Origin of the sequence: Sorangium sp. So ce296 (assembly GCF_051529605.1) — a bacterium.
Lineage (GTDB): Bacteria > Myxococcota_A > Polyangia > Polyangiales > Polyangiaceae > Sorangium > Sorangium cellulosum_D.
Window position 1 is genome coordinate 1,832,693 of sequence record NZ_CP150325.1, and the last position, 13,246, is coordinate 1,845,938.

12 protein-coding genes are annotated in these 13,246 nt (G+C 73.2%); 6 read left to right on the forward strand and 6 right to left on the reverse strand.

The genetic code is table 11. From position 1 onward, the window contains the following. Nucleotides 1–149 precede the first annotated feature (149 nt). From WME98_RS06955 to WME98_RS06965, 3 genes are read left to right on the forward strand one after another with little or no spacing between them, the layout of a single operon-like run. A complete protein-coding gene (locus WME98_RS06955; RefSeq protein ID WP_236644106.1) occupies nucleotides 150–887 on the forward strand; it encodes a class II glutamine amidotransferase in 738 nt (245 codons plus the stop codon). After that, nucleotides 862–1,614 (forward strand): hypothetical protein, encoded by a 753-nt coding sequence (locus tag WME98_RS06960; RefSeq protein ID WP_437950571.1) that lies wholly within the window; start codon nucleotides 862–864, stop codon nucleotides 1,612–1,614. The genes WME98_RS06955 and WME98_RS06960 overlap by 26 nt, the downstream gene beginning before the upstream one ends. Before the next feature lie 41 nt (nucleotides 1,615–1,655). Continuing rightward, a complete protein-coding gene (locus tag WME98_RS06965) occupies nucleotides 1,656–2,570 on the forward strand; it encodes a patatin-like phospholipase family protein (protein WP_061627614.1) in 915 nt (304 codons plus the stop codon). 38 nt (nucleotides 2,571–2,608) lie between these two features. On the opposite strand, the gene WME98_RS06970 is transcribed toward WME98_RS06965, so the two are convergent. The 5 genes from WME98_RS06970 to WME98_RS06990 all read right to left on the reverse strand — a co-directional run bounded on the left by WME98_RS06970 (nucleotide 2,609) and on the right by WME98_RS06990 (nucleotide 8,625). Beyond that, nucleotides 2,609–3,052 (reverse strand): hypothetical protein, encoded by a 444-nt coding sequence (locus WME98_RS06970; protein ID WP_437950572.1) that lies wholly within the window; start codon nucleotides 3,050–3,052, stop codon nucleotides 2,609–2,611. 165 nt (nucleotides 3,053–3,217) lie between these two features. Then, nucleotides 3,218–5,116: a beta-ketoacyl synthase N-terminal-like domain-containing protein gene (locus tag WME98_RS06975; RefSeq protein WP_437950573.1), complete on the reverse strand. Its 1,899-nt coding sequence runs from the start codon at nucleotides 5,114–5,116 to the stop codon at nucleotides 3,218–3,220. After that, a complete protein-coding gene (locus tag WME98_RS06980) occupies nucleotides 5,113–6,024 on the reverse strand; it encodes a hypothetical protein (RefSeq protein ID WP_437950574.1) in 912 nt (303 codons plus the stop codon). Before WME98_RS06980 ends, WME98_RS06975 begins: the two co-directional genes overlap by 4 nt. Next, nucleotides 6,021–8,333: a beta-ketoacyl synthase N-terminal-like domain-containing protein gene (locus WME98_RS06985; RefSeq protein WP_437950575.1), complete on the reverse strand. Its 2,313-nt coding sequence runs from the start codon at nucleotides 8,331–8,333 to the stop codon at nucleotides 6,021–6,023. The genes WME98_RS06980 and WME98_RS06985 overlap by 4 nt, the downstream gene beginning before the upstream one ends. Before the next feature lie 25 nt (nucleotides 8,334–8,358). Beyond that, a complete protein-coding gene (locus tag WME98_RS06990) occupies nucleotides 8,359–8,625 on the reverse strand; it encodes a phosphopantetheine-binding protein (RefSeq protein WP_044989135.1) in 267 nt (88 codons plus the stop codon). Between the two features lie 84 nt (nucleotides 8,626–8,709). Here WME98_RS06990 and WME98_RS06995 point away from each other — a divergent pair, with 84 nt between their 5' ends. Continuing rightward, nucleotides 8,710–9,501, forward strand: a complete 792-nt coding sequence (locus tag WME98_RS06995; protein ID WP_061621831.1) for an enoyl-CoA hydratase/isomerase family protein — start codon at nucleotides 8,710–8,712, stop codon at nucleotides 9,499–9,501. 113 nt (nucleotides 9,502–9,614) lie between these two features. Then, a complete protein-coding gene (locus WME98_RS07000; protein WP_437950576.1) occupies nucleotides 9,615–10,478 on the forward strand; it encodes an RNA polymerase sigma factor in 864 nt (287 codons plus the stop codon). 39 nt (nucleotides 10,479–10,517) lie between these two features. On the opposite strand, the gene WME98_RS07005 is transcribed toward WME98_RS07000, so the two are convergent. Beyond that, on the reverse strand, nucleotides 10,518–12,062 hold the full coding sequence (locus tag WME98_RS07005; RefSeq protein ID WP_437950577.1) for a flavohemoglobin expression-modulating QEGLA motif protein: 1,545 nt from the start codon (nucleotides 12,060–12,062) through the stop codon (nucleotides 10,518–10,520). A gap of 128 nt (nucleotides 12,063–12,190) precedes the next feature. Between WME98_RS07005 and WME98_RS07010 the strand changes: the two genes are divergently transcribed. Further along, nucleotides 12,191–13,225: an AAA family ATPase gene (locus WME98_RS07010; RefSeq protein WP_437950578.1), complete on the forward strand. Its 1,035-nt coding sequence runs from the start codon at nucleotides 12,191–12,193 to the stop codon at nucleotides 13,223–13,225. Nucleotides 13,226–13,246: the final 21 nt, after the last annotated feature.

Below are 13,246 nucleotides of genomic sequence, written 5' to 3' on the forward strand. Positions count from 1 at the left end.
GAGCCGGACCCTGCCCCCGCCCCCCCGGCCTAACTCGCGAGGACAAAGCTATGGCTCGTCTCGTCGGCTTCATCGGTAACCGTCCGGATCTCGGCGCGCGTGCGATCGAGCTTGAAGACCGTGCCCTCACGGTTCGCCGAAAGGAGGGCGTGATCCCTGGCTGGGGCGTCGGCTTCTACCAGGGAGGAGAGATTCTCCTCAAGCGCCGGCCGATCGACGATCGACCCGAGATCAGCCTGGTCGACATGACCAAGGACGTGCGCGCCGACATCCTCGTGGCGCATGTCCGGGCTGCGACCGTCGGCAGCCTGCGCACCGAGAACACGCACCCGTTCCGCTACCGGCAGTGGCTGTTCGCCCACACGGGCACGGTCGAAGGGTTCGCCCGACTGCGGAGCCAGCTCAGCGACTCGCTGCCGCAGTTCCTCCAGCGCGACGTCCGCGGCGAGACGGACAGCGAGATCCTCTTCCACCTGTTCCTCTCGTTCCTCCACGACAGCGGCCAGCTCGATCGGCCCAACGTGGACGCGGCGAGCGCGCGGGCGGCGCTCCGGTCCTCCATCGCGCTCGTCGATCGGCTCTGCGCGGAGGAAGGAGCGGGGCCGAGCGCGATGAACATCGTGGTCACGAACCCGGAGTACCTGCTCGCGGCCCACGGCGGCACGCCGATGGCGTACCGCATTTACCAGGGCAGCGACGACATGGAGCGGCTCCTGAGCGACGGCGGCCTCGGCCGCATGCGCATGCCCGACTACGCCGCGAGCCGGCTCACGCTCGTCGCGTCGGACTTCGACGACGACCAGTGCCCCGCGGGGTGGACCCACGTCGGCGAGCGTGCGATCGTGACGTTCACGCGCGCCGATGCTCCAGCGATCGAGCCGATCTGAACGCCCCCACGGCCCGCAACGGGCCGCGGCGCACGCAGCGCCGGCCGGCGTCCCCGACACCTCGCGAGCGCCGCCGGCGCTCCCCTCGCTGATCCTCGCGGCGCTCATCGGCTCGTCCCTCCTCGGGTGCGGGCTGGGGGGCCCGGCCTCGTTCCCCGCCGCTTCCGAGCTCCCCGACGATCGTCGCCGTCCGGACGGCGTGGCGATCGATCTGGCGAGCGTCCCGCCGCTACCCGCGAACCAGGCGGACGTGAGGGACAGCGTCGTGACCCTCCGGACGCCGCTCGGCGTCGGCCTGGCGCTGGACGTCGTGGCCGAGCTCTTCAAGCGGATCATCGCCGAGGACAGCGAGGCCCTGGGCGAGCTGCTGACGCGCGACGCCCTCGCGATCCACACCGGCTCCGGCGGATCGGGGCAGCCGCCGAGCGCCGGGCTCTTTTGGGAGCAGCGGTTCCGGCGGCTCGAGTACGGAAAGCTCGCCGGAGAGCCGGTCTACCGCGAATCGGAGCTCCAGATCTTCCGGGCGGAGGACGTGCTCGCGACGCCGCAACACCCCGCGATCCAGCCGGAGACGCTCGACGACCAGGACATCGTGATCCGCGTGCCGATCATGACCGCGCGGATCGCGGCGGACCGGCTGCTCGGCGACGAGATCGTGGTGTGGCTGCGGCGAGACGGACCGCGATTCAAGATCTATCGGCTGCTCGAGGACTTCCAGCTACAGTAGGCTTTGCGCTCGTGCCGCATCTCCGACAAGATCAGGGCTCGATGAGCCGCCTCAAGATCGCGTTCGTTGGCTCCGGGGGGGCGGCGCGAGGCCTGGCGCACCTCGGCGTGCTGAAGGCCTGCGAGGAGCTCGGGATCCATCCGGAGATCTACGTGGGCGCGGGGGCCGGCGCGCTCGTCAGCGCGACGTACGGGCAGGACATCCCGCTCGACGTGCTGCTCGACGCGTACCGCCTGCCGTGGAGGCGACGACACCGCGGGCCTCGCCTCCACGTGTCGAGCTTCTTCGGGGCGCCCGCCCTGCGCGATCTGCTCGACCCGGGGTACCTCTGCTCGGGGGTGTTCTCGATCGATCGGCTCGAGCGCTACGTGCGCCGGACGCTGCCGATCAACGACTTCCGGCAGCTGCCGCACGCGGTCTACGTCACCGCGGTCGACGTGGACAGCGCCAAGCGCGTCGTGTTCGGCCCGGGCTACGACGAGGCCACGCCGATCAGCCAGGCGGTGGCCGCGAGCTGCTGCGTGCCCGGCCTGTTCCGGCCCTACCGCATCAACGGCCGCTATCACCTGAGCGGCGAGGTGATCCGGACGCTCTCCGCCGACGTGGCCGTGAACGCCGGCGCCAACATCGTGATCATCTCGAACATCTACCGCCCCGAGGAGCGCGACGAATCGCAGCGCTCGATCGCGAGGAGCGGCGCGCCCGGCGTCGTCCGACAGTCGCTCAGCATCCTCCTGGCCGAGAAGGAGCGCCGCGGTGTCGAGCTGCTCTCCAAGCTCTACCCGAGCGTCACCTTCCTCGACGTGGCGCCCGCGATCGGCCGTTACAGCTACATGAACCGGTTCGCCGCGAAGCCGCTCGTCTTGCGCGGCTACCGCACGGCGCTCCGCGTGCTCGCCGCCGCGAAGGAGAAGGGCGTCTTCGACGCGCCCTCCTCCAAGAGCGCGCTGAACTAGCGCCGCGCCCTCCCGTCGCCGGGCGGCGCGGCCGGGCGCTACATCCCCGCGACGATGCGGTACTCGCCCTGGTGCTCCACCAGCTCGAGGCGGTTGTCGTCGACCTTGCGGCGCCACTCTTCGCCCTTGCGACCCGGGATGCGGTAGCTGGCGCTGAACGTGTAGTCGACGTAGATGACGTCATCCTCCCGGAGCACGCGCCGGTAGCGGATCTCGTAGCGGATGGCGCGCGCCTCCTGGAATTTGCCGTTCAGGTACTCGCGCAGGCCGGCATAATCGAGGTCGTCCGAGGCGTCGATGTTGCCGCCGTCCTCGTAGTACTTGGGCGAGGCGAGCTGGAGCAGCGCGCCGACGTTCTTGCTCTCCACCGCGTTGCGGTACTTCTCGCAGAACGAGATGATCTTGCGGTTGTCGTCGTTGTCCTCGACGTCCGTGTTCGGGATGTAGTGGGTCGCGCAGCCGGCGAGGACGGTCGAAGCCACGACGAGGAACGAAGCGACAGCTTTTGTTTGGCGGCAGAGCATACGCGGGCAGGACAACGCTCAGGGGAAGCAGCTGATTCCAGCCGGGGACCTTGCCAGATCGGGGTGCGGATCGGCAAGCGAAGCGATCAAGACCGCCGCGGGTGACACGGACGGGCGCCCCCGCTAGCCGTGCTCGTCGAGCCAGCGGAGGAGGGCGAGGTGGCCGACGGGACCGTCGTGGTCGACCGGGAGGTCGAGATCGACCTCGCGCAGGCGCCCGGCGTCGCCAGGATCCGCCTGGAGGAGGAGCGCGACGGCGCCGCAGGCGACCGCGCGGTGCTGCGCGACCGTCAGGCCGAGGAGCTCGCGCGCGACCGGCCCGGCGTCGTCGGCCGCGACGACGACCATGCGATCGGCATCGGAGGACGCGACGAGCTCTGCCGCGGCGCGGAGCGCCTCCAGCGCGCCGCCCAGCCCGGCGCCGACCGCGAAGCTCGGCCCGGTGAGCTGGTACGCGATGGCGCACTCCCCCGCGATCGCGTTCGGCGACGTGGCGGGAAAGAGGCGCGGCTCGACGAAGCGGGCGCCGCGCGCGCGACGGCGGGCGTCGTAGACGTCGTTGGTGTCGATCGTCGCGAGCGCGTGGCCCGCGACGATGCCGGCGCCCCGCAAGGCGCCTGCGCCGACGACGTCGGCGAGGGCCGCCACGGCGGTCAGCCCGAGACGGCAGAGCGCGTCGAGGCGCGCGAGGCGGTCGCGCGGGATGCCCGTGGTCTCGGCGAGGCGCCCGAGATCGAAGCCCGTCACGCGCGCCGCTGCGCGGAGGTGCACCGGGCGAGCGCGCCGCGGCTTCCGCCCGCTCGGGCGGGACGTGAGCAGGAGCGCGGCGTTCGCGCCGCCGAAGGCCGCCGAGAGCTTGAGCGCTGCGTCGAGCGGCCGCGGCTCGGCGCGCTCGAGCAGGAGGGCCGGCGCGTCGGGGTCGAGCTCGCCCTCGGACGCCGCCGGCGGGGCGATGGACGCCGCGAGGGCGGCCGCGGCCGCGAGCGACTCGAGCGCGCCCGCGGCCCCGAGCGTGTGCCCGATCTGGGCCTTGAACGGGTGGACGACGGGCGGAGGGGGCGCGGCGCCCGAGCCCTCCGCGGGGCGGGGCGCGGCGAACAGCGCGGCGATCGCGCGCGACTCCATCGCGTCGTTGTAGGGCGTCGCCGTGGCGTGGGCGCTGACGAGGCCGACGCGCGAGGCAGGCCACCCGGCGTCGGCGAGCGCGGCGGCGCCGGCGCGCATCAGCCCCGAGCCCGTCCGATCCGGGGCGGTGATGTGCACCGCGTCCGTGGAGGCGCCGAAGCCGGCGACCCGGACCATCACGGGGGCGCCGCGGCGGCGATCCTCGCGCACGAGGGCGACGACGGCCGCGCCCTCGCCGAGCGCCATGCCGTCGCGGCCGAGGCGGAACGGGCGCGAGCTCGACGCCGTGGTCGCGCGGAGCGCCTCGAAGCCGGCGGCGACGAAGGTGCTGAGGGCGTCGTAGCCGCCGGCGAGCACGAGGTCGCAGGCGTCGCGATCGAGCCAGCGGAGGCCGAGGCCGATGGCCAGGGTGCTCGCGGCGCACGCCGCGAGCAGGTGCGTGCGCAGCGGGGTCCGCTCCAGCCCGAACGCGGCGAGCGCGTCGTTGAACGGCGCGAAGTAGGTCGCGCCGGAGGCCAGCGCGGCGAGCGAGCCGGCGTCGGCGCCCTCGGCCCGGGCCGCGAAGAACCGCTCCGCGGTGAGCATGCCGCCGCTGGACGTGCCGAGGGCGATGCCGATGCGCTCGCCGCGCCAGCCCGGGCGCACGCGCTCCAGCGCCGCGAGCGTCTGCGAGAGCGCCGCCTTCAGGAGATCCGTGGCGCGATCGGCCCCCGGAGCGACGCCGAGCGCCGCGGGCGCGCGGGCGGCGAAGGGCCGCAGGAGACCGGCGCGCGCGAGCTCTTCGTCGCGCGCGATCGCGACCGGCGCGGGCTCGCCGGCGCCGGGGACGCGGTAGGCGAGAGGACCGAGGCCGAGCGCAGAGACGGCGCCCGAGGCGATGACGCAGGCGTCGCTCATGAGCCGTCCTCCGGCCCGATCGCGTCGGGATCGACGAAGGCGCGCGGGTCCGGCGCGCGATCCCGCTCCTCGGCCTCGCAGGTCACGGTGACGAGCAGCCCGGTCGAGGCCTGCGCGTAGCGGACATGACCGCAGCCCACGCCCTCGGCGATCACGACCTCCTCGTCGAGCTTTCGCCGGCGCGCGCCCTCCGCCGCCCACGTCGTGCGGCGCGCGCCGATCAGGCCGCGGTCGTCGACCCGCAGGTCGATCACGGCGTCGCCGTCTCGCAGGACGAACGAGGCCGTGCTCGCGGCGCGCTCGTACCAGAGCAGCGTCCCCGCCGCCGGGTGGAGCATCCACCAGCGCAGGAAATCTACCGGCAGGCCGCGGAGCGACGCTCGCGGCGTCGAGGCGTCGCCGCGCTTCAGCAGATCGAGCGCGGGCACCGCGAAGCGGAAGCGGTCGCCGCGCGCCCACAGATCGAGCGCGGTGGTGCCGCCTGGACCGAGGAGGATCATCCGGAGCGCGCCCTCCGGCGCGACGACCGCGCCGCCCACCGCGGGCGCGCGCCCGTCGATCGCCGGCGGGGCGATCGCGATCGCCCCGCGCGCCTCGAGCACCTGGCCGGTGCGCGGCTCCCGCAGCGCCAGGCGGACGCGGAGCGTGCGCGGGCCGGCCCCCTCGACCTCGCGGCGGAGCGCTGAGAGGCGCTCCCGCCCCTCGCGCCACGCCGACGGATCGGGCCGCGCGGCGGGCGTGCCCGGCGACGGCCGAGGCAGCATCCGCGCGAACTCGGCGTCGAGCGGGCTGCCGCGCCGCGCGACGTTGGCGGCGCAGGCGGGGGCGCACGCGAGCGAGAGCAGGAGGCACGCGGCGCTCACGAGGCGGCGCTCACGATGGCCGGGCGCAGGCAGCGATGTCGTCACGCGTCGCCGGGAGCGACCAGCAGGATGGCGTATCCGCGGTCGGGTGCGCCGCCCAGGACGAGCACGCTCGCGAGGGCGCCGCTCGCGAGCGCCGCCACCGCCGCGGCGGCGGCGAACCCGCCAGCGCCCTCGTGATCGCCCGCGCGCGGCGCCAGCGTGGAGCACGGCACCTCGGCCCACGGCGAGCCGCGCAGGCAGACGGTGAGGCGCTCCTCGCTCCGCCCGACGAACACGGCGGCGGGCGACGGTGCGCTGGGCTGCGCGCGCTGCGCGACCTCCCCGGGAGCGCCGAGGGGCGCCGGCGCCGGCGCTCCCGCGAGCATCCCCGCGCCGTCGCCGCGCCAGGAGCTCCACCACGCCACCGTCGCCACCGGGCGCGCGCCCCGCTCGCGCACCCGCGCGGCGCTCTCGAAGAGCAGCACGGCGGCGCCCTCGCTGCGCACGCCGCAGCTGACGACCTGCGAGCAGATCGGACCGAGACACCGCTCGATCATGGGGCTCGCCTCCTCGACGCTGCCGGCGGCGAGCGCCTCCCCTTCCCCGGCGGTGATGAGCTCGATGGCCGTCACCATGGCCGACTCCGCGGTCGCGCCGAGGTCGGCCATGGCGAACACCGGCCCGCGGAGGCCCAGGTAGATGGAGGCGTGCCCGACCGGCGACGAGGGGACCAGGTTCGGGAAATCGGCGGGGCTCGCGTACTTCGCCCCCTTGTCGTAGATGCGCCGCATGTAGGCGGTCGAGGCGTCGACGCTGCCGAACGAGGCGCCGACGATGGCGCCGGGCAGGGTGCGGCTCGGCGCGGCGTCGGCCGCCGGCTCGCCCGCGCCCGCGTCGCCCGGCGCCGCGCCGCCGAGGCCGGCGTCCGAGAGCGCGGTGAGGATCGCGGACGTCGTCAGGCGGCCGGCGCGATCGAGCCGCCTCGCGCGCGCGAGATCGAGGTGCGCGCCCGTGTTGAAGGCGATGGATCCCTCGGCTGGCGGAGGGCCGGGCTCGAGGTAGGCGGCGCCGCCGCGGGTCGCGAGGACGCCGAGCGGGCCGATCGTCGCGGCCGCCGTCACGACCACCGAGCGCCGCACGGGCGCGCCGCCGGCGCCGAGCGGCGGCGGGAACCGATCGGGCTGCGCGAACACGAGCACGCTGTCCGTGCCGCCGAAGCCGAAGGAGTTCGACATCGCCGCCCGGACCGGCGCCTCGCGCGCCTCCTTGAGGTGCAAGAGCTGGCACTCCGGATCGACCTCCTCGAGGCCGCCGGTCGGCGGCATCACGCCGCGCGCGACGGCGAGCGCGGTGATCGCCGCCTCGACCGCGCCCGCAGCGCCGAGGGTGTGCCCGATCTGCCCCTTGGACGACGAGACGGCGATGCGGCTCACCTCGGCGCCGAGGCAGGCGCGCAGGGCGGCGCTCTCCATGACGTCGTTCAGCGGCGTCGCGGTGCCGTGCGCGTTGACGTAATCGAGATCCGACGGCGTGAGCGCCGCGCACCGGAGCGCGTCGCGCATGACGCGCGCCGCGGTGCGCCCCTCGCGCTCGGGGTTCGTGATGTGATGCGCCTCGGCGCCGGTCGCCCACCCGCGGAGCTCGACGATCGGCTCCGCTCCCCGCGCGCGCGCGGCGTCCTCCGACTCGAGCAGCAGGAACGCCGCAGCCTCGCCCAGGTTCAGCCCGGCGCGCCGCCGATCGAACGGGCGGCACGGATCCGGATCGACGGCCGCGAGGGCGCCGAAGCCGGTGTACGTCAGCCGGCACAGGCCGTCGGCGCCCCCCGCGAGCACGCGGGTGGACAGGCCGGCGCGGAGCCAGGCCGCGCCCAGCAAGAGGGCGTTCGCGCCGCTCGAGCAGGCGCTGCAGACGCTCCTCACCCGGCGGAACGGGCCGACGGCGGCGCGGACGTGGTCGGCCGTCGACGAGAGCGGGTGCGAGAGCATCCGCTTCAAGGGAGCGATCGCGCTGGGGTCGTGCGAGAGCCAGGCGAGCAGCTCCTCGGTCTCGAACATCCCGGCGGTCGTGCCGCCGACCACCAGATCGACCGGCATCGCCGCGGGGTCGACGCCCGCGTGCGCGAGCGCCTCGCGGGCCGAGAGCACCGCCATCGCGTCGGTCCGGGACCACCCTTCCGCCTCGCCCGGCGGGGCGACGTCCTCCGGGGAGAGGTCGCGGACCTCCGCGGCGATGCGCGCGCGCGTCCCGGGGATCTCGAACAGGGAGAGCGGCGCGAAGGCCCGCTCGCCTGCGATGAGCCGGTCCATCGTCGCCCTCGCCCCGCGCGCCAGGGGCGAGACGACCCCGATGCCCGTCACCCAGATCCGCACGCTCGAACGGCTCTCTGCGGCGCGATCACGCGGCCGCGGTCGACTTGATGATGTGGGCCACGAGCGCGTCCACCGATGCGAAGATCGGCCTCGCCTCGTCTCCCTCCGGGATGCGGACGCCGAAGCGCTCCTCCACGCTCATGGCGAGCTGGAGCGCGTCCAGCGAATCGAGGCCCAGCCCTTCGCCGAACAGCGGCGCGGCGTCGTCGATGTCCGCCGGCGTCTTCCCCTCGAGGTTCAGCTCCTCGACCATGAGTTCTTTTAACTTCTGCCGCACGTCCTGCGCGTTCATGAGCACGTCCCTGCGGGGTAGCACAATTCCGCGCCTTTCTACCAGGGGGCAGCGCTTTTTCTGACGGTTTGGTAAAGAGCGCCCATGGCTCTCGTCGACTACGCCACCTCTGCAGGCGTCGCGCTGCTTACCCTCAATGATCCGCCCGTCAACGGGTACACCCACGAGATGATGAAGGACCTCGACGCGGCCATCCTCGAGGCCCGCTTCGACAACGATGTGCATGTCATCGTCATCACCGGGCACGGCGAAAAGTTCTTCTGCGCCGGAGCGAACATCGACATGCTCCGCGAATCGGATCCGACGTTCAAATACTACTTCTGTCTCCACGCGAACGAGACGCTGAGCCGGCTCGAGCACACGCCAAAGCTCTGCATCGCGGCGCTGAACGGCCACACTGTAGGCGGCGGCCTCGAGATCGCGATGGCCTGTGACCTGCGCATCGCCCGCAAGAACGCCGGCAAGATCGGCCTCCCGGAGGTCGCGCTCGGCGTCCTTCCCGGCACGGGCGGCACCCAGCGTCTCGCCAGGCTCATCGGTAAATCTCGGGCGATCCAGCTGATGTGCGAGGGCCAGACGTTCGATTTCGAGACGGCCCTAGCGGTCGGCCTGGTCAACGACGTCTGGGAGACCGCCTCCCACGACGAGTTCATGGACCGGATCCTCGCGTACGGGCACACGTTCACGCTGCCGGGTCGCGCGGCCTTGGCGGTCGGGCGCATCAAGCGCGCGGTGCAGACAGGCTTCGAGGTGGGGCTCGAACAGGGGCTCGCCCTCGAGCGAGAGCTCCAGGCCGAGCTGTTCGCGTCGGAGGACGCGCGCGAGGGGCTCGCCGCCTACACGGAGAAACGGAAACCGGTGTTCCAGGGCAAGTGAACGCGCGCAGCACGCGCGGCGCTGCGCACGTAATATTTGTTACAATAGACAGCTTCCTTGGGGTGGTCTGACGATTTTCAAATCAGCACGGGCTGCTGCACGTAAGTTCAGGCATGCAACAGCCTCTTGAGCACGTGCCGCTTCTGGAGCGGCCCAGCTTCGAGACCGTGTACACGATTGGCCTGTCGTTTCTCCGGCAAGCGCTCCGATGGCTCGGCGTGGCAGAGCGCGACATCGACGACGTCCTGCAAGACGTCATGATCGCTGCGTACCACGCGCTGGAGAGCTTCGATCCGAGGCGCGGCACAGACGAGGCGCGCGCTGGCCATTGCCCTTCCGGCCGCGAGCCGGGCGCGGGCCGCAGGGCTCCGCAGGCCGCGAGCCCGCTCGGCGAGCCCCTCAGGCGCTGGCTGTTCGGCATCGCCTGGCGGCAGGTCGGCCACTACCGCGGGCGCGCCCATCGCCGCCGAGAGATCGCGGTCGGCGCGGGGGCGAGCTGGCCGTTCGATCTCGCCGACCCGGGCTTGAGCTCGGAACAGCTGCTCGCGCGCGAGCAGAGCGGCCAGCTCGTCGGCCGGCTGCTCGGAGCGATCGACCTCGAACGGCGGGTCGTCCTGATCATGCACGACCTGCTCGAGATGACGAGCGCCGACATCGCGCGCGATCTGGAGGTGAACGAGAACACGGTGCGCAACCGCCTCCGCCTCGCCCGCGAGGACTTCCGCGTGGCGGTGAAGCGCATGAACGCCGAGGACCGGCGCGCGCTCCGCGATCCCTTGAGCCTCCCGGTCGCGGAGCGGTCCCGCGCGGTGGACGAAGAGTCGCTCCTCGACGCGGCCAGGGTCGTCCCCGAGGTGCCGGACGCGATCCGGCGCAGGCTCTGGATCGCGGTGGCGCAGGCGACCGCCCACGCGCGCGCGGCCGGCCCGAGCGCGGCCGGCCCGAGCGCGCACGCCTCCGCGCCGCCGCCCGCGTGAGCGGCGCGCCGCCGCGCGCGGCGCGCCGGGCGGCCGCGATCAGCGCTCCAGCATCCTGCCGTAGTGCTCGGCGAGCGCCGTCCCGCCGAGGCGCGAGAAGAAGGATGAGTAGCAGATCCAGATCGCCAGCCCGCTCATGTCGTCGAACATCGGCGGGAGATACGGGGGCGGGCGGATGATCCCGTCGGTCACGTGCGCGTGGAGGACAGGCACGTCCTCGTGCGCGACCTTCCCCACGAACAGGAAGGGAATGAGCATCGCCCGATCGTGCTGAATGGCGGCGCGCATGAAGGCATAGTTGAGGACGATCCCCTTGCAGTAGCAGGCGTCCTTCGTGAACGGCGCCCCTCCCGCGAGCACGCCGCCGCGAAAGACGCGCCGGGCGTTCTGGAAGCACTCCTCTTCCTCGTACCCTTCGGTGCGGTACCACTCGAACACGTCGAGGAAGGACGCCCCGTCCTCCGCCTTGTCCACCGCGAGGATGCGGTCGTTCAGCTTCTTCGCGCGACGCGGCGTGCTCCTGAAGGTGAGGATCTCGACCAAGACCGCGAGCCCTTCCTGTACCGCCGTGGTGCGCGGAGGCCCCTTCGCCAGCCAGCGCGCCACGGGCTGGGCCTGCCCGTTCAGGCTGGTCGCGACGTGCACCCACCCCTCGTGCGCCTCGAGGATGTCGACGTCGCTCCTGGAGAACATCGCGCCGCTCCGGATCTTCACGTAGTCGCTGCCGGCGGCGGCATCCGCGAGGAGCGAATCGTCCACCTGCACGCGGATCGAGGCGCCGCCGAAGAAGCGGTCGAAGCGGGCGTTCAGCTCGAGCGCCGCCATCTCCGCCGTGATCTCGCGCTGCTGCGACGGGCCGAGCCGCTCGCCGCCGATCGCCGTCAGGAGGTCGTAGAGCACGAACCCCATGTCCCGCACGCTCGTCTTTCCGTCGGGCAGCTTGTCCTTCGGAGAGCCATAGAGCTCGCGGGACAGGTCGTAGAACGCCTTGGTCCCCCGCCCCATGAGCATGCTCACGACCTTCCTGTACTCGTCCGCGGTCGCGCGGAGGATCTGGCCGAGCCGATCGCGCTTGCCGAGGTCCCGCTCGGCGTCGCGGAGGATCTCCTCGAGCTCGCGCTGCTTCGCCGCCGGATCGAACCCGAGGTCGTCCGCGTAGGTCACCCTGGGCAGCTCGCGCTGCTTCGCGCGGAGAAACTGCTCCTCGACGTCCGCTTCCCACCGGAGCGCCTGGAGGATGCGGATCGGGCGCTGCGCCTCGAGCACGCGCTGGGCGAGGTTCGCGAGGATCTCCTTGTAGGAACGCCACGGCCCGGCGACCGGCGACAGCGGCGCGTGCGGGATCGGCCCGTCGTGCAGGCTCAGCGACTCCAGCGGCGCCGACGGCGCCTCCCCGTTCGACCCGCCGCCCTCATCAGGGGCGCCCTGCCCACCCGCCCCGGGGGCCTCCGCGCCGTCCTCCGCCGCGCCGGCGCCGCCGTTGTACGGCTCGTCCGCTAGCTCGCTCACCTTGACCTCGCGCTGCGCCTCCCCGTCCGCCGCGCGCGGCCCCCTCCTCTCCCGGGCCTCAGAGCTCTGCGCCATTGCGATCGATTGCTAACACCTGCTCACCTGTCGGAGCAAACCTCCACGGAGCAGGATCCGCCGCGGTGAGCGCCGGCTCCGCCGGGTCCTTGTCGGCATCGCGGCCTCGGGGTACGAGCCCTGGCCCTATGAGCGATCCCGAGCACAGGAACGACGCCGAGACGACCGCCGACGAGGGGTCGAGCTCCCTCTCGGATGCCGCGCTCCTCGAGCGCACAGCGGAAGGCGCCAAGCGGCTCCGCTCGGCGATCGCGGCGGCGGTGGTCGGGCAGGACGACGTTGTCGAGGCCATGCTGATCACGCTCGCCGCGCGCGGGCACGCGCTGCTCGTCGGCGTCCCGGGGCTGGCCAAGACGCTGCTCGTGTCGTCGCTCGCCAAGGCGCTCGACCTCAGCTTCGGGCGCGTCCAGTTCACGCCGGACCTGCTGCCCGCCGACATCACGGGGACCGACGTGCTGCACGAGCAGCACGGCTCCCGGAGCCTGCGCTTCCAGCCCGGGCCCATCTTCCACAACCTCGTCCTCGCGGACGAGGTGAACCGGACGCCGCCGAAGACGCAGGCGGCGCTGCTGGAGGCGATGCAGGAGCGCAAGGTGACCGTCGGGACCACCACGCACCCCCTCCCCGACCCCTTCCAGGTGTTCGCGACGCGAAACCCGATCGAGCAGGAGGGGACGTACCCGCTGCCCGAGGCGCAGCTCGACCGCTTCCTGCTCGAGATCCACGTCACCTACCCGAGCGAGGCCGAGGAGCGCGAGGTGGCGCGGAGGACGACGTCGGGGAAGCCGCCCGCGATCGAGGCGGTGCTCAGGGCGGCCGAGGTGCGGGCGGTCGGCCGGCTCATCCCGCGGATCCCGGTGACCGACGAGGCCGTGGACCTCGCGGTGCGCCTCGCGAGGGCGACGCGGCCGGGGACCGACCGCGCCGCGCAGGAGGTCCGGGACTACGTGCGCTACGGCGCGGGGCCGCGCGGGAGCCAGGCGCTCGTGATCGCGGCCAAGGCGCGCGCGGCGCTCCGCGGCGAAGCAGCGGCCGACGTGGACGACGTGAGGGCCCTGCTGATCCCGGCGCTGCGGCACCGGATCGTGCTGTCGTACCGCGCCGAAGCGGACGGCGTGCGCGACGTCGACGTGCTGAGCGCCGTGGAGCGGTCGGTGCGCTGAGCGGCACCGAGGCGCGGGCGG